This window comes from Wenyingzhuangia sp. 2_MG-2023 (genome assembly GCF_030548295.1).
In the GTDB taxonomy this organism is placed as follows: Bacteria; Bacteroidota; Bacteroidia; order Flavobacteriales; family Flavobacteriaceae; genus Wenyingzhuangia.
Genome location: NZ_JAUOSB010000007.1, coordinates 15,152 through 31,711, shown reverse-complemented (window position 1 = coordinate 31,711; position 16,560 = coordinate 15,152). Strand labels below are relative to the sequence as shown.

At 30.5% G+C, this 16,560-nt stretch carries 13 protein-coding genes; 7 read left to right on the top strand and 6 right to left on the bottom strand.

Going from position 1 to position 16,560, the window contains the following annotated elements; all coding sequences use genetic code 11:
* Window positions 1-204: 204 nt before the first annotated feature.
* Window positions 205-2,730, top strand: coding sequence for an ankyrin repeat domain-containing protein (locus Q4548_RS09485; protein ID WP_303454167.1), 2,526 nt, complete (start codon window positions 205-207; stop codon window positions 2,728-2,730).
* A gap of 3 nt (window positions 2,731-2,733) precedes the next feature.
* A complete protein-coding gene (locus Q4548_RS09480) occupies window positions 2,734-3,231 on the top strand; it encodes a hypothetical protein (RefSeq protein WP_303454164.1) in 498 nt (165 codons plus the stop codon).
* Between the two features lie 123 nt (window positions 3,232-3,354).
* On the opposite strand, the gene Q4548_RS09475 is transcribed toward Q4548_RS09480, so the two are convergent.
* Both Q4548_RS09475 and Q4548_RS09470 read right to left on the bottom strand, forming a co-directional pair.
* Window positions 3,355-3,900, bottom strand: a complete 546-nt coding sequence (locus tag Q4548_RS09475; RefSeq protein ID WP_303454162.1) for a pyridoxamine 5'-phosphate oxidase family protein — start codon at window positions 3,898-3,900, stop codon at window positions 3,355-3,357.
* Window positions 3,901-4,059: 159 nt separating this feature from the next.
* Window positions 4,060-4,971, bottom strand: coding sequence for a LysR family transcriptional regulator (locus Q4548_RS09470; RefSeq protein WP_303454158.1), 912 nt, complete (start codon window positions 4,969-4,971; stop codon window positions 4,060-4,062).
* 93 nt (window positions 4,972-5,064) lie between these two features.
* On the opposite strand from Q4548_RS09470, the gene Q4548_RS09465 reads away from it, so the two are divergent.
* Complete coding sequence (locus Q4548_RS09465) at window positions 5,065-5,667, top strand: NAD(P)H-dependent oxidoreductase (protein ID WP_303454155.1); 603 nt, start codon at window positions 5,065-5,067, stop codon at window positions 5,665-5,667.
* Window positions 5,668-5,765: 98 nt separating this feature from the next.
* Here Q4548_RS09465 and Q4548_RS09460 read toward each other — a convergent pair whose 3' ends face one another.
* The 4 genes from Q4548_RS09460 to Q4548_RS09445 all read right to left on the bottom strand — a co-directional run bounded on the left by Q4548_RS09460 (window position 5,766) and on the right by Q4548_RS09445 (window position 10,759).
* Window positions 5,766-6,581 carry a DUF6503 family protein gene (locus tag Q4548_RS09460; protein WP_303454151.1) on the bottom strand — a complete coding sequence of 272 codons (816 nt, stop codon included), beginning with the start codon at window positions 6,579-6,581 and terminating at the stop codon, window positions 5,766-5,768.
* Window positions 6,582-6,857: 276 nt separating this feature from the next.
* The gene (gene xerA / locus Q4548_RS09455; RefSeq protein WP_303454148.1) at window positions 6,858-8,030 is read right to left on the bottom strand and encodes a site-specific tyrosine recombinase/integron integrase; all 1,173 of its coding nucleotides are present in this window, start codon (window positions 8,028-8,030) and stop codon (window positions 6,858-6,860) included.
* Window positions 8,031-8,182: 152 nt separating this feature from the next.
* Complete coding sequence (locus tag Q4548_RS09450) at window positions 8,183-9,376, bottom strand: DUF1501 domain-containing protein (RefSeq protein WP_303454145.1); 1,194 nt, start codon at window positions 9,374-9,376, stop codon at window positions 8,183-8,185.
* Window positions 9,377-9,388: 12 nt separating this feature from the next.
* On the bottom strand, window positions 9,389-10,759 hold the full coding sequence (locus Q4548_RS09445; RefSeq protein ID WP_303454142.1) for a DUF1800 family protein: 1,371 nt from the start codon (window positions 10,757-10,759) through the stop codon (window positions 9,389-9,391).
* Between the two features lie 280 nt (window positions 10,760-11,039).
* Between Q4548_RS09445 and Q4548_RS09440 the strand changes: the two genes are divergently transcribed.
* From Q4548_RS09440 to Q4548_RS09425, 4 genes are all read left to right on the top strand, one after another.
* A complete protein-coding gene (locus Q4548_RS09440) occupies window positions 11,040-12,077 on the top strand; it encodes a sensor histidine kinase (RefSeq protein ID WP_303454141.1) in 1,038 nt (345 codons plus the stop codon).
* Window positions 12,077-12,802, top strand: coding sequence for a LytTR family DNA-binding domain-containing protein (locus Q4548_RS09435; protein WP_303454140.1), 726 nt, complete (start codon window positions 12,077-12,079; stop codon window positions 12,800-12,802). The genes Q4548_RS09440 and Q4548_RS09435 overlap by 1 nt, the downstream gene beginning before the upstream one ends.
* 119 nt (window positions 12,803-12,921) lie before the next feature.
* Complete coding sequence (locus Q4548_RS09430; RefSeq protein WP_303454137.1) at window positions 12,922-13,722, top strand: GLPGLI family protein; 801 nt, start codon at window positions 12,922-12,924, stop codon at window positions 13,720-13,722.
* 15 nt (window positions 13,723-13,737) lie between these two features.
* Window positions 13,738-16,455, top strand: a complete 2,718-nt coding sequence (locus Q4548_RS09425) for a TonB-dependent receptor (RefSeq protein WP_303454135.1) — start codon at window positions 13,738-13,740, stop codon at window positions 16,453-16,455.
* The last annotated feature ends 105 nt before the right edge of the window (window positions 16,456-16,560 follow it).

Here is a 16,560-nt window from a genome sequence, read left to right as displayed (position 1 = left end):
TATTAGTTTATAATTTGTTATGCTTTTTTAATTTTCAAGAATTTTACTATGTCTAAAAGACTACTAATTTTTATATCGTTTTTTTGTTTACTCGCAACGTCTAATATCTGTGGACAAGAAACATCCGTTTACAAAGAAAAGGTCACCGGGGAAGGTAGTATAAATCAGGGTCGTTATACTTATAGTTCTAACATTTTATTTAAAATGCAAAATGCTGGAATGGGAGATTTAAGAGTAAGGATGGCAATGTCTTCTTATGTGATTGAGGATTACGTATATAAAACAAAATCAGCAAAAGAAATTACCAATACACTTCCTTTATCATTGAGCAATCCTCAGGCAGATATTTCAGGAGTGATTAAGTTGAGTTCAGGTCCTAAAATATTTTCAACAAATTTTAAAATTCACGGATTGAGATCAGGTGATTTGATCGATTTTTTTGATTTTACAGCTAGCGAGGTAAAGGAGATTGTCAATATATTTGGTTTAAAAGACAATCCTTCAGCTATGAGAAATATTAGATTGTCAGTTTCTAATGTGAGTTTAAAGAAGGATTATATAGAAGCTTTATCAAAATTAAAAACTCAAATCGATAAGAGTTTTAAAGAAGAAAAAAATCAGGCTAGTACTAGTTCAGTAGCTAATTCTTTTAAAGGTAATACCAATTCATCATTAGATACAAAACAAAATAACGCTACAGATTTAGGGGATAGAAACAGTCATACTACTACTACTACTACTACTACTACTACTGCTGGAAGTACAGATAATACTCAAAACACCAAGTTTTACCGTTCGTTTGTAGAACAACAAAAAAGACATGAAAAAAACATGAAAAGTATTAAGTCGTATGAAAATTATACGATGAGAAACTTAAATTTTATCAGTAGTCAAATAAATAATCGCACTCAAATAAAAGTCGATTTATCTTCTATTCAAAACTCGGGTTCTCCAGAAGAAGTTTTGATGAATTTAAAAGAAATAGAAATATCATTAGATCAAAAGATAACACAAAACAACAAAATCTTTTATAATACGCTGACTTATGTAAATAATATGCCTTCTAATACAAAAGAAGAGGCAAATACAAATGCAGTAACTGTTGCGTTAACGGGTATAGGTACTATAGTGGCTAATAGCAAGGCAAAAAAGGAAAAAAAGCAAGCAAAGTTAAATGCAAGAGCTAAGATGCTTGATTTTAAAAATCAATTGCTAGAAGCATATTCAGAGGGGTTGAATAAAAGTTTTGATATGATAGCTGTTACACCAGATCAAGAAACAGAAATGTATGCTACTGATTTAAATTTTTATTATCAATGTTTAATTCAAGAAACGAATAATAATTTTTCTTATAACAGTACTTCTTGGTCAAAGCCATCTAATTCATGTAAGCAACCAACAGCACCAAGAATAGCCAATACAAAAAAGAGTTCAGAAAATTATTTAGAGACTTCTAAAAGAAAGTATGATCTCTATAAAAAATATAATTATAATAATCGTTTTTTAGAGGCAACTAAACTATACGCCAACAAATCAATAGAATTAGACAATAAAAATGCAGCAGCTTATTTGTTTAGAGCAAAAATTAACAACGATAATATTATTGATCAGTATAGAGATATTTTGCTTTCTAATTATTTAGCAGGAAGTAAGTTTAAAGAAAAGTCAATAAAAGATGCTTTAGAAGCAGAGTTCAATCTTGAGTATAAAAAAGCGATAACACAAAATAATATTGACTTTATTAAAAAATCATCGTCTTATAATTTATATCCAAATGTTAAAGGTTACAGTCCAATACAATCTGCTATAGAATTAAATAATTCAGCAATATTTGAGATTTTATCAAAACAAAAATCAGAGTTGTATGCCAAATATAAATATGATTATTTTTTATATGCTATTACTAATAATAGTAATTATGTGGTTGAATATATCCTTAAAAAGGAAGGAGAAGTTTTTTTACAAGCACCGGCATTAAAAGAATCATTAAATATTGCTTTCAATAAAAATTACAAAGAAATTTTTAATTTTTTAGTTGCTAAAAATACTCCAAGAACTTATTTAGAGAAAGAGATTGGTGATGAAGAAAGTGTAAAAATAAAATATGCAAAATACTTAATGGATGCTGGATATGATTACGGTCGTTTGGATCTGGTAACATCAGGTAGTTTAATTGTTCCTGTTTCAGAAAATTATTTCGTAACAACTTTGTTTGATAACAACAAGCATGTAGACTCAGAAGAAGTTACTAATTATTATGTTTCAAAGATTAGCAATAAAAAAACAAAAATTAAAGAATTAAGTTTGTTACATGTGGCTATGAAAAATGATGATGTTTTCTTGTTAAAGTCACTATTAAACAAAGAGTTTGACACAGCTCTTACAGATGATAAAGGTTTTGATTTTACTTCGTATATAGCAATATACGGTCCTGATAAAATTTTGAACAATCTAATTAGTATGAATATAAATTTAAATGAATTAGATTCTAGAGGGATGTCTGTACTTCATTATTGTGCACTTTCAAATCAGCCTAATAGGGTCTATGTAGCTGATAAGTTATTGTCAACAAAAAAAATAGATGTAAATGCTCAGAATAATGCTGGTTGGACAGCTTTGCATTTTGCTGCGGAAAATTCTGATATGGGAATGTATATGACCTTGTTGAACTATGGAGCAGATGAAACAATTAAAAATAATAAAGGATTGAGTCCTAGTATAAAAAAATAAAGGATGAGAAATATATACATCGTATTAACTATGCTTATGTTGTTAAGTAGCTGTGCTACAATAAATTCTAAAAGTGTTTATCCGGTTGTTGTAAAAAGTCAAGAAAATTCAAATGTAACTGTTTACAATAAAAAAATGAAAGAGATTGCAAGTTCAAGAGGTGAACTTAATCAATTTAATTTAAAAGCAGCTTCAGGCTATTTTTCTAAAGCAAAGTATTATGTGAAAGTAGAGAAGGAAGGGTTTGTTCCTAGTTTTTTTGTAGTAGATAGTAGTATTGATCCAATGTACTGGGGGAAATGGTCTGATGGAGCAAATGGACTAGAGCTTTTTTATATGATTTCTGGTGGAATCTTTTATGGGATGTTGTTAACGGATCCAATAACAGGAGCAATGTACGAGCTGGAAAATACAAATATCAATGCTAATTTAACACCTTACACAACTACAGTGCTAAATAGAGATGCGTTGATAAAAAAGCTGGAAGCGTATAATCATTAGTTTTAATGTGTGTCTAGTTGCTAAGATTTTAGCTCTGCTAAATTTGTGGGATTGAAATCTAGATTTCTACAAGAAAATTGTTTTATATTTTAAAATGTTATTTGTAAAAGAGTAAGTGTCTTATTAAGGTTCTAATATTTTGGTTTCAAAACCATCTATGCTTTTCGTGTTTTTCTCTTTCCAATAAGTCTCAATTTTTTCTGTTCCTTGTTTTTGAGCCCAATCTTTTAGTACGGTTCTGTCTTCTTTGTAATCCATAAATGGTACGGCATAACCACAAGAAGTCTGTACCAAGTCCACTTCCATTTCTATAATTTGTCTAGAACCAGGTGTTTCAGGAAACAAGTCAATAAATTGATGGTATTCAGCATCTCTTTGATGGTGTATTTTGGCAGTTCCATAGAGTCTTAAAATCAATGGTTTCCCTTCAAAAGCACAAAACATAATCGTCATTCTATTATGTTTTAACAAATGAGCAGCAGTTTCATTTCCGCTTCCTGTTAAGTTTAACCAAACTATTTTATTGTTATTAATGACTCTAAAAGAATCCATCCCTTTAGGTGATACGTTGACATTACCCGTGGAAGCAGCAGTTCCTACAAAAAAGATAGGCTGTTGTTTTATAAAAGTGATAAGTTCGTTGTTAAGGCTTTCTAGCTTTTTTCCCATAATACATATTTCTAAATGTAATATTACAAATAAAAAACAACCATAACAATATAGTATTGTTATGGTTGTTAAACTTGTTAAGATTTACTTTTTCTTTGGTGACAATTAACAAAGCACAAAACATACTCCGTAGTTTAGATTGAGTTTGCAGTACAGTATTTATATAAAAGTACTCATTTTTGATTTGAATATATTTTGGAGCACGTTTAGTTCTTGTTTGTATTTTAAATCTGTTCTTGAGGCGAAATACAACGTGTTTTCAGTTTTTACTTTTCCTTCCCAAACTAATTTTATTTCTTTTTTTGAAATAGCATCATGGCATAAAAAATCAGGAGTCAGAGCTAAACCTACTTCATTGCTTAGGCATCTGATAATTGAAGAAATATTTGGGAGAATGTAATTGGGTTTAAAAGCTGGTCTTTTGTTAAAGTTTTCAAACCAAAAACGTCTAAAGTGCTCCATCTCATTGGATGAACTGTACCAGATGTTTTGTTGAAAAAGAACTTCTAATTCTTTTAAATTGTTAACTTTTAAGGTTTTTTCTATTTCTCTAGTATCTGTTTTGGCACCAGCAATTAGAACAATTCTTTCTTTTGAGAAAGCAGTGTATGTAACTAGAGATTTTTTGTCAGTTTGTTTTCTAGGTGTAATGACTAAGTCTAAAATTCCGTTATTCAAATCTTTGATTAAATCTGTATGACTTCCAAATTTAGCTTCTAAGTCAAAAGTTAATTTTGAAATTTCAGGCTCAATAACAGATTGAAACATTTCTGAACACATACCCACGTGTATAGATGGATTTTTTTCTAATGTTGTTTTTTTAAAATGTTGTTCAGCTATTTCAAGTTTGTGAATGGCATCAATAATGTATTCGTATAAAAATTTTCCGTCTTCGGTAGGAATCATTTTTCTGGATGTACGCTCAAATAATTTTTTTCCAACATAAGATTCTAAAGCATTTAAATGTACACTAACTCCTGGTTGAGAAGAGTATAATGCAATAGAAGCCTTAGTAAGGGTACCATTTTCATAGATTTCTTTAAACGTTCTGTACCACTCTAAATTCACCATATCTATTATTTTTATAATACAAATGTATAAAATGTATTATTTTTTAAATACACATGGTAGATGTAATTTTGTAGCATATCAAAACAAAGACAAATGAAAAATATATTTGTAATTAACGGAGGGCATCCTTTTGGGCATTCTGGAGGAAAATTTAATGAAACTCTTTTTAAGAAAACTATTTCATATTTTGAATCCTTAGAAGGATTTACAATTGAGGCAACACAAGTAGGAGATGTGTATGACTTAAAAGAGGAGGTGAAGAAATTTAAGAAAGCAGATGTAGTTGTGTATCATACACCTGTTTGGTGGTTTCAAATTCCATTCGGTTTTAAAAAATACATTGATGAAGTTTTTACACAAGGTCATGAAAATGGAATTTATAAAAATGATGGTAGAAGTAGTAAAAATCCAGCTATCAATTATGGAACGGGAGGTCTAATGCACGGAAAAAAATACATTCTTACCACAAGTTGGAACGCTCCAAAAACAGCATTTACTTTAGAAAATGAGTTTTTTGATCAGAAAAGTGTTGATGAGGGAGCTCTATTTGGTTTTCATAAAATGAATGCTTTTACAGGAATGAAATTGCTGGCAACACATCATTTTCATGATATGGAAAAAAATGCAGATGTGCCTAAAGAGTTAAAAGAATACGATGTTTTTTTATGCAATGTAACCAAGCAATTAAATCAATAATATTCTTAATATATTGTCAACTTTTGAAGATATATTAATTTTGATGAAAAATAAGAAGGCTGTTTGATGGTTGTGCTCAAACAGCCAGCCTTATAGCTCTATTTTTTAAAATCTTCTTTCGTCAATCCGTTGTTAAATTTAATGTTAGACCAAGTTACATGTATCCAAGGTTCATTACTAACGTTGGCATTCCAAGTAGATTTTTTGTATTGACGTTGGGTTGGCAACCACATTCCATCTACATGTTCGTATTTTAATTGCATTAAATTGGGAGTGTCTAGAACACCATAATCAGCAACAGTAAAAAGAAATTGATCTACCAGCAAAGTTTTGCTGTTGATGTATACTTGGTAAATATCTGTAGGTTTCCCATCGGTAGCGGTAAACGTAATTTTTACAATATTGTATTCTGTTTCGTTTATTGTTTCTTTTCCTATAAATTTATAATTAACACCAGGGTCTAGCAATTTTTGAAACATAGCAAACCAGTAAAAGTTGGTAGGCCTTTTAAAAGCAACTTTTTTCAATCTTTTTGGGTCATTTATAATTTTACCTTGGTGTTTTAGCCAATATTTATGACCATCGAATCCTTGTTCTATTTCACCCTCAAGGTCAGGAAAAGTTCGTTGATGATGTTGATACAATCCATAAGACAATTCGCCGTTAAACATGTATTTTTCAGTAGAAATGTCAGAATTTCCATTGGGTGTTTGATACGTGTAAGTATATACAACGTCTTTTTTGTTTAAAAGAGCAGAATAATCCCCCACTTTATTTACCATGTTGTATATCAATTCGTGCCCTTTGTTTTCAAAAATTTCAGCAGTTTTTGGCTGTGATTTTGATGATTGTTTGGTGTTGCATGATAGTATAAAAAGGCTGAAAATGGCAATAATCCATTGGTTGAAATTCATTTGAAGATATTTTTCGGTTAGTAGCTATTTAATGATTTTTTTTTCAAAAAGAATTTAAAAATAGGATAGTATTATTTCTGTTAGCATACACAACTACAATAAACAAAATATATTGTGTTTATTGCTGATGATATTGAATTTGTTGCTTTGATTTTTCAAAAAAATATATAAATAATTAAGATGTGTTACTAGTTGTGTTTTTTATCCAATCCATTTGGTTTATTTAAGCTTAAAAGGTTGAGGTAGACTGGAAAATATTTATAGATAACACTGCTTCTAGAGATCTTTATTTGTTATAAACTTATTGTTTTTTTGTGAGTTTTTATAGTGTTCTACAATCAAGTCTAGAGGGTTGTTTATTTTTTTGAAAGCTTCACTTTGTACATGAGTGTAAATCATGGTGGTTTCTGGTTTGCTATGTCCTAATAAGGTTTGTATGTATCTAATGTCTGTTCCGCTTTCTAACAAATGAGTGGCATAGCTGTGTCTTAATGTATGTGGAGTAATTTTTTTATTAATTTTTGCATTCAACTTGTATCGATGCAAAAATTTTCTAACACTACCAGCAGAATATTGTTGGTTGAGGGTTTCATTTTCTATCAAATAAGTTGTGGGCTGATATGTATTTAAATAGTTGTTCAACATTGGTAAAATACTATTTGCTATGGGAACATATCTGTCTTTTCTACCTTTGCTCATTGTTATTTTTAGCAAATTTCTGTCAAAGTCTAAATCATGTAATTTAAGGTTGATCAATTCTCCTATTCTCAAACCCGATGAATACAATAAGGTAATACAAACTCTATGTTTTAGGTTTTTTGCGACTTGAATCAATCGTAAAACTTCTTTTTTAGAAAGTACATTTGGCAATTTTTTATCTTTTCTGGGAGCAAACGTTTTAAAATCTAAAACAAATTCCGCCTTAATAAAATCCAAATAATGATTCATGGCAGATACAAATTGTCTGTGAGTACTAATAGAACTTTTTTTAGGTACAAGTACATCTTCTATAAATTGCTCAATCTCCCTAATATCTTTAAGAATTGTTTTTTTGTTGTAAACTAAAAATTCAGCGACCATAAAACTGTAAGTTCTTAGTGTACTTTCACTAAAACGTTTGCCTTTTAAATATTTGTAAAAATTATTAGCGACTGTTTTTTGTTCTTCGTTTAATTGTGCTTTGATACTTGTTTTTTGAACTGTAGGAGTAATGGCATTGGTTTTGTTTTTCAAATTTTGATAATCAATAAAAGCATAAGGGCTTAACTGATTGTAAAAAGAAGAAAGAGAAAACTCGTCAGATTTTGCGTACCAACATTTTAAAGAATTAGACCATTTAGCTCCAAAACTTTGGATGAGGGCTTTCAGTTGTTCATCATATACAAACTGAATCAAAACAATTGCTTGTTTTTTGTGTATGGCAGATTGTAAAATAATTTTCTTTTTCATGATAAGTTTAAGATACTAAACTTATTACAAAATTTAAAGATAAAATTTCTGAAAGAAAAGTAAGAAAAAATCAAAGAAGGAAAGTTGTTTAAATATTCTAAAAAGACACAAGCCTTATGTGTGTCTTTTTAGAATATTAAGAATGAAATTTTTTATATAAAATTTAAAGAATCAAAAGATTTTCCCATTACTTTTTTAGGGTCAGCTTCTAGCCATTTTTCCAATACGGTGGCATAGACTTGTCTAAAATCAATTTCGTATTTTATATCTCCGTTGTTGTCTAAATTACTCAAATCGGCTACATTGTTATACGCTCCAGGTTTTTTTAGGTTTTCTGTCAGTACAAACAAGTTGTTTGCGGCTCCATGATCGGTACCTGCACCTGCATTTTCTTCTACACGTCTACCAAATTCTGAAAATACCAAAATTAAAGTGTCTTTAAAAGTATCGTTTTTTTTCAAATCGTTTACAAAAACTTCTAAACCTTCAGAGAGAATGGTCATCAATTTTTCGTGTTTGGTGGTTTGATTTACATGAGTATCAAAACCTCCCATAGAAACATAATAAACTTTGGTTTCTAAATTGGCATTGATAAAATCTGCTGTAGTGGCCAATTGTTTACCTAAAATATTGTTAGGATAGGTAGTGGTTGACGTATAGGTTTTTGAAGTTTGGTGAATGTATGATGCAGAAGATTCTGCTTGAATCATTTGTTTGTACAAATAGCCCAAGTTGTCTTCGCTCAAATGTTCATCTTCATGATGTTTGTTTAGTACTTTTTTGAAAAATGGATCGTTGGCATTTCTATACAGCATTTTAGGATCAAAAGCAGCAATTCCACTTTTATCAGCACCTTTTAAAGCTAAAGACAATTTGTTACCTACATCTATAGCTATGTGAGATTCCTGTTTGTAGGCATCTAAATAATTTCCCAACCATCCTGTAGATTTGTACTCGTTGGCATCGGTTGCAGTTTGCCATATGTCAGCAGATCTAAAATGAGATCTTACAGGATTTGGATATCCTACGTTGTTAATGATGCTTAAATAACCGCTATCGTATAGATTTTTTAGCGGAGACATATAGTCTGGTAGGGCCAATTCATTATTTAAGTGCAACAAATTTTTATAATTGATGGCTATTTTAGGTCGTTTTTTGTAATACAAATCATTTCTAAAAGGAACAACAGTATTCAATCCATCGTTACCACCAGAAAGTTGAATAACCACCATTTTTTTATGTCCTAATTTGTGTTTGGGAACATTTTCAAAAGCTCTTACAAAACTAGGAACAAATAGCATTCCACTAGCTAAGGAACTGTTGATGATAAAATCTCTTCTTTTCATGATTCTTAGTTTTTAGCACATTTGATATTCTGGTAAAGACATTAATGTAATACAGAATTCTCTAGCAGTGTGGTTGTTTATTGTTGAAATGATTTGTTCTGTGTTAGATGATAATTGAGTTCCTAACAACACTTGCTGCCAGTCTTTTAGCGATGTGTTTTTATGCTCCTTGTTAAAGTGCTGCCAATCTACAGTTGTGGTAATATAGTAAGCTTTGTTTTTTTTGCGTTTGTTGATGATTTCAAAATCATCTTCAAATTCAGATTCCGCTTCTAGTTCAATTGCTTTTTGTTGCGCAATGGTAGAAACCAATTTGAGTCTTAACATAATTGTGTTGGCATCTATCCATTGTTTATTTCCTGGCCAACCAGCCACATTGGGAGGATAAAGTAATTTTTGACCTAAATTGTATTGTAAATATTGGAAATATTTGTCTTTTTTAAATTCAAAAGGAATTACGTTGTGAATACCAACCAAAAGTTCTACAGGCGATTTTATTTTTACATTTCTATTTCTGTCATCATAAAACCAATCCGAAGTTAATACAAACCTCATCAGTTCGTCTATCTGATAATTTTTTCGGAATACCCTTGCCATTTTTTTGATGTGCTTTTTGTTGGGTTCTGGGTTTACAAATTCTTTGTATATTTTTTCAGAAATAAATAAAGCACACTGTTTGTTTTCTAGAATAATATTGATGATATCTGTTCCATCAAAATTACCTGTTTTTCCCATAAAGTTTTTTTCACCGTCATCGTGTTGTCTTTCTCTAAAAACAAACTTGGTTTTGTCAGAAGACCAGCCTGTAAAAGCTCTTGCAGATTCTTGTATGTCTTTTTCTGTATAGTGCCCTACACCAAGGGTAAACAACTCCATCAACTCACGAGCATAGTTTTCGTTAGGGTGTGCCTTTTTGTTTTGTTGATTGTTTAAATAGCGAATCATCATTGGGTTCTTAGAAATAGCAACCACAAAATCTTTAAAATTACCTAAGGCATAATTTTTTAGAACAGCAATGTATTGTTCTGTTTGTAAAGCATTGTTGCTTGAACATACAAAATGATTGGCCCAAAATAAGGTCATTTTTTCTCGTAACAAACTATTGGTATTATACAGTTGTTGGTACCAATCCATGTTTAATTGTATCACTAATTTTCTATGTTCTCTTTGTAGTAACATTCGTTCTTCTCTATTTTTAGAATCAAATTTTTCCAACCCTTTTATTCTTATAGGATCAACCTTTAGAGGGGTTGTTTTATCGGATTCTTCAAAAAGAATTGCAACATTTTTTTCTGTAGAATGTTTGCTTAATATTGCTACTTGTTGTGGTAATATGCCAAAACCAACTCTGTTATATAAATGAATAAGGTGTGGATGTTTCATAAGATAGCATAAATTAGTTTTCAAGAATTAGACTGTCTAATTTAGTAAAAGTTTAATGGGTTGCGTCTATTGTTGTTAATTGTGTTTTGTTTTTGGTTTTTTTTTGATAATAATAGTTGTTTTGATGAGGTTTTTAGAAGTGAGTTGATTTCTCTTTATAAAAGATAGCCTAGTCTACAATATATTTCTATTGGTCTTAAAAAAAGAAGAGATTGTCTATTGTGTTAGGATTGTTAATGCTTGATTACTTAATTTTAGTTGTTCATAGAAAACAGTAAAGATGCAACGTATTTTAAATAAAAATTACATAACCCCATTGATCCATATTGCACTATGGGGTTTGGTGTTTTTTTGGCCTTTTATTATGGTGCAAGAAAAAGTAAATATCAATAGAGTAATTGTAAGAAATTGGTTGCCATCTTTTAGTTTGTTGGTCATTTTTTATGTGAATTATTGGTGGTTGGTAGATGCTTTTTTCTTTGAAAAAAAGAAAAGATGGTTTTTAGCTTGTAATGTGTTTTTGTTGTTGGCTTTTTTAGTTTTTTTAGAACAGACAATCTCTTTGTTTCATAACGATTTTCCGGAAAAGGTTGCGATGTTTAAAAAAAAGAGAGGCATTATGATTTCTAGCATACAAATGCTTGTGCCGATGATTCTTACTATTGGAATGTGTGTAGGAGTGAAGCTTAGCGATCAATGGAAAAAAAAGGAATTGATTTTAGAAAAAATAAAGAAATCTCAATTAGATTCTGAAATCAAATATTTACGACATCAAATACAACCACACTTTCTATTCAATACCTTAAATAATATTTATTCTTTGGTAGATAGTGCTCCAGGTATGGCCAAAACATCCATTCATAGCTTGAGTAAAATGATGCGGTATTTATTGCACGATTCTAATGACAATAGAGTGTCTTTGACCAAAGAAATTGAGTTTTTAGAACGTTTTATAGATTTGATGAAATTAAGAGTTGCCAACCATTTAACTTTAGAAACTAATTTTCCAATCATCAACCAACCCATACAAATTGCTCCGTTATTGTTATTGTCTTTTGTAGAAAATGCTTTCAAACACGGAATTAATGCTACGCAACCTAGTTTTATCAAAATCAACTTAACAATAGAAGAAAATAAAATTCATTATACAGTAGAGAATTCATCTTTTCCAGAAAAAAATAGTGCAACAGATTCTGGGGTAGGTTTGAGCAATTTAAGAAAAAGATTGAGTTTATTGTACACAGACAAATATGAGTTGTTTGAGGGGGAAAAGAACAACGTGTACACAGCCAAATTAACCATTAATTTTAAGGAATAATGATAAAGTGTTTGTTGGTAGATGATGAGCCTTTGGCTTTAAATGTTTTGGAAGGGTATGTAGAAAAAACGCCCTTTTTAGAATTGGTAGCCAGATGTAATAGTGCTATTGAGGCCATTCAGGTGTTGGAAACACAAGAGGTAGATTTGGTGTTTTCAGACATTCAAATGCCCAATTTAAATGGGATGGATTTCTCTAAAATGCTAATTCATAAAAACATCAAATTAGTATTTACTACTGCTTATGAACAATATGCATTAGAGGGCTATAAGGTAAATGCTTTGGATTATTTATTAAAACCTTTTGATTATTCAGAGTTTTTCTCAGCAGCAAACAAAGCAAAAACTGAAATTATGGGAGCTAGCTCTAAAATACTAAATAGTGGAGTCTCTTATAAAGATGATTATCTGTTTGTAAAATCAGATTACAAGTTGGTTAAAATTGTATTAAAAGATTTGATTTACATAGAAGGATTAAAAGATTACGTAAAGTTTTATACTGTAAATTCAGAAAAACCTATTCTGTCTTTAATGAGTATGAAGTCATTAGAAGAAGAGTTGACTAAGAAAAATTTTATGAGAATTCATCGTTCTTTTATTGTGAATTTAGACAAAATAACTACGGTAGAACGCAATCGCATTATTTTTGGTAGTAAGTACATTCCCGTTTCAGAAAAATACAAAGACAATTTTCAGCAATATTTAAATTCCGATTTATCCCATTAAAGAAAAGTAATGGGGAATACATCTATAAAATAAGCCAGTTGGTCTACTTTGTTTTAGTGAGGCTTTTGATTTATACATCTTTGAGCTTGTAAATTAATAGTCACTAAAAAATAGATTTTATGAAAACCCTCATTTATACCTGTGTTTTACTTTTTAGCACGGGATTGTTTGCTCAGAATAGCCAAGGAAAAGCTTTTTACATCATAAAAAATCAGCCGAATACAGACTTCATGAAAGGTAGAAAAATACCTGAAGGAGCTAAAGAGAGAATTAAAGAGATGCAAAATAAATTGTCCGTAAAAAACTATGTACTGACTTTTGAGAAAGACATTTCTTTATTTGAAGAGTTGCAAGATAATAGTCAAGAAGTGCCTTCAGATCCAAGAAGAGGAATGATGCAATTGATGATGAGTCAGAACAGCGGAACTGTATATAAAAATATAGCTACAAAAGAGTTGGTAGCTCAAAAAGAAATTTACGACAAGCAATTTTTAATCAAAGACAAACTACAAGATTGGGCTTGGGAAAAGGGAGATGAGGTAAAAATGATTGGAAGTTATACTTGTTTTAAAGCTAGCACAAGCATTACTAAAACATTACCAGCAAGAGGTGATGAAGAGGAAAAGGAAATCAGCATACCTATTACGGCTTGGTACACAATAGAAATACCTGTAAGCCATGGACCAGAAATGTTTTGGGGATTGCCAGGGTTGATCTTAGAAGTACAGGCTGGAGATAGAGTTTTGGCTTGTTCTAAAATTGAATTGGGAGGACAAGACTTGGAAATAGAAGCACCTAGCAAAGGAAAAAAGATAAGCTTAGAAAAGTACGAAATCACTTTGGCAAAAAAAGCGCAAGAGGTAAAAGAAATGATGGAGAGTAGAAGAAGAGGTGGTGGCGGACCAGGAGGTAGAAAATAGATTTAAGAGAAAAATATGAAAACATTATATAAAATAACGTGGTTGTTCTGTTTGTTTGCGTTTAACAGTTTTGCACAATCCATAGATGTGACCGGAGTCATCAAAGATGATGAAGGACAAGTTTTAGAATCCGCAAGTGTAATTGCTCTTACAAAGGACACTAACAAATTAGAGGCTTATTCTATTACAAGTGCACATGGTAAATACAGTATTTCTTTAAAGCAAGGAAGTTTGTATAGTTTAAAAGTAAGTTTTGTGGGTTTTGCTCCCACTACGTACGAATTGGATTTGAGAACAGAAGTTAATGATCTTGTAAAAGACTTTAGTTTGTCAAAAGACATTAATACTTTAGATAAAGTGGTGTTAACATATGAAATGCCAATAAAAGTACAAGGAGACACTATTATGTATGCTGCCGATTCTTTTAGCAACGGAACAGAAAAAAAATTAGGAGATATTCTTAAAAAATTACCAGGAGTAGAGGTAAATGACGATGGCCAAATAGAGGTAGAAGGAAAGCAGGTGCAGAAGGTAATGGTTGAAGGAAAAGACTTTTTTGACGGAGATTCTAAATTGGCGGTAGAAAACATTCCATCTAATTCAATTGATAAAATTGAAGTGCTGAAAAATTATAGTGAAATCAGTCAATTGAGAAATGTAACCAATAATGAGGATAACATTGCAATTAACATCAAGTTAAAATCAGGGAAAAAGAATTTTTGGTTTGGAGAAATCACTGCAGGTGGTGGTTTGGATAGTAGGTACATTGCACATCCTAAATTGTTTTACTACAGTCCAGAAAAGAGTTTGAATGTAATTACAGACATCAATAACATTGGTGAAATACCTTTTACCAGAAGAGACTATTTTAGCTTTACAGGAGGTTTTAAAAATGCATCTAGAGACAGTGGTACTTCTCTAAATTTAACGTCTGATAACTTAGGGTTTTCATCGTTAATGGGAAACAGAGCCAATGATGTTTTGACCAAATTTGGAGCTTTAAATTTTGATTACAAAGTAAATGAAGGTTTGGATGTAAGTGGTTATTTTATCTATTCCAATACGGATATAGACATGTTCCAAAAAACAATGTTGACTTACAATGATGGTTTGGTAGAGAGTAGAGACAATACAACCAATCAAAACAATCATATTGGGTTGGGTAAATTTAGTGCTCTGTACAAACCGCATGAAAATTTTCAGTTGGATTATGATTTGTTTTTAAAAGTATCTAAGCAAGAAGAAGAAGGGGAATTAAAATCTTCTTTTTCAAACGTAGAAAATAACATCAATAGTTTTAAAAATGATGAGCCCTTTTCTATTCAACAAAATGCAAATATCAATTATACATTAAACGAAGATCATATTTTTTCTAGTGAACTTCAGTTTTTATTGTCTAAAGAACAACCTTTTTACAATGCAACTTTTCTAGGATTGGGAACAGATCCATCTTCAGATAATTTGCCGTTTTCTACTTTGTTTCCGTATGAAAATGGACAAGAAGATTACAGTATCAATCAAGACAAAACAATAGAGACTACGAAGGCAGATGCTAAAGTGGATTATTATTATGTAATAAGTCCTTCGAGTAATATAAATGTTACTGTGGGGAATGTTTGGACCAATCAAATTTTTGATTCCTCTATATTTCAAGTCTTAGACAGCGGTATTGAAAATGAATTTACATCAAATGAATTTAATAATGACGATGTAAGATATACATTTTCAGACGTGTTTTTAGGATTGAAGTACAAAGTAACTTTAGGAAAATTTACGTTAACTCCAGGATTGATATTGCATAATTATGGTGTGACAAACGAGCAGTTGGGAGTTACAAATTCAACCAACGAAACATTGCTTTTGCCTAGATTGTATGCAAACTTTCAAATAAAAAAATCAGAAAGTCTTCGTTTTACATATTCTAGAACAGCAGAGTATGCGGATGTAAATACAATTGCAGAAGGTTATGTATTTAACAATTATAATTCTTTATTTCAAGGAAATGGAGGAATTCAAAATGGATTGTATGAAAATTTTAAACTGAGTTATTATAGTTTTAGTCTGTACAGTCATACCAATATTTTTGCTTCGTTAAATTATTCTAAAAAGAAAGATGCTATTAAAAATGATGTGATTTTTACTCAGATCAACAGAGTTTCTACTCCAATTAATTCTAGCCAAACAGATGAAACTTTTTCTGCCAATACACGTTGGGAAAAAACATTTGGAAAGATAAAAGCGAATGCTAAAGGGAATTTAAATTTTTCTAAGTTGTATAATATTTTTGAAGGAACTCAAAGCAAATCTGAATCCTTTACACAAAACTATACAGGTAGTTTGCTAACCAATTTTAAAAACTGGCCAAACTTTGAGGTTGGGTATCAGTACACGGTTAACAAGTACAACAATGTAAATGCTGAAAATACTTTTTATACAAGCAAACCTTTTGCAAATTTAGAATGGTTGATGTTTAAAAGTTTTACTTTAAAAGCAGATTATGATTGGTACAATTACACCAACCAAGACGATACTATAGATAATAAATATTCTTTTTTAGATGCGAGCATAGCTTATCAAAAGAAAGACACAAAATGGGAATATAAATTAGGAGTAACCAATTTACTGAACACAAAATCGATCAATAATGATAGTTTCAATCAAAATTATTCAAGTACCAACCAGTATTATGTTCAGCCAAGATATTTAGTTCTTAGTGTTAAATACAATTTGTAAAAAAAATAAGCAGGTAACAATCTAAGCTACAGTAGACTAAATTAAATGTTAAATTAGGATGAAAAAAAGGTAGATTTTATGTTGCGTACAATACTGTTATTGCCT

Coding starts and splice junctions, on each gene's coding strand:
- Q4548_RS09485 (WP_303454167.1), top strand. CDS start 205: ATGCAAAATGCTGGAATGGGAGATTTAAGAGTAAGGATGGCAATGTCT.
- Q4548_RS09480 (WP_303454164.1), top strand. CDS start 2,734: ATGAGAAATATATACATCGTATTAACTATGCTTATGTTGTTAAGTAGC.
- Q4548_RS09475 (WP_303454162.1), bottom strand. CDS start 3,900: ATGGGAAAAAAGCTAGAAAGCCTTAACAACGAACTTATCACTTTTATA.
- Q4548_RS09470 (WP_303454158.1), bottom strand. CDS start 4,971: ATGGTGAATTTAGAGTGGTACAGAACGTTTAAAGAAATCTATGAAAAT.
- Q4548_RS09465 (WP_303454155.1), top strand. CDS start 5,065: ATGAAAAATATATTTGTAATTAACGGAGGGCATCCTTTTGGGCATTCT.
- Q4548_RS09460 (WP_303454151.1), bottom strand. CDS start 6,581: ATGAATTTCAACCAATGGATTATTGCCATTTTCAGCCTTTTTATACTA.
- xerA (WP_303454148.1), bottom strand. CDS start 8,030: ATGAAAAAGAAAATTATTTTACAATCTGCCATACACAAAAAACAAGCA.
- Q4548_RS09450 (WP_303454145.1), bottom strand. CDS start 9,376: ATGAAAAGAAGAGATTTTATCATCAACAGTTCCTTAGCTAGTGGAATG.
- Q4548_RS09445 (WP_303454142.1), bottom strand. CDS start 10,759: ATGAAACATCCACACCTTATTCATTTATATAACAGAGTTGGTTTTGGC.
- Q4548_RS09440 (WP_303454141.1), top strand. CDS start 11,040: ATGCAACGTATTTTAAATAAAAATTACATAACCCCATTGATCCATATT.
- Q4548_RS09435 (WP_303454140.1), top strand. CDS start 12,077: ATGATAAAGTGTTTGTTGGTAGATGATGAGCCTTTGGCTTTAAATGTT.
- Q4548_RS09430 (WP_303454137.1), top strand. CDS start 12,922: ATGAAAACCCTCATTTATACCTGTGTTTTACTTTTTAGCACGGGATTG.
- Q4548_RS09425 (WP_303454135.1), top strand. CDS start 13,738: ATGAAAACATTATATAAAATAACGTGGTTGTTCTGTTTGTTTGCGTTT.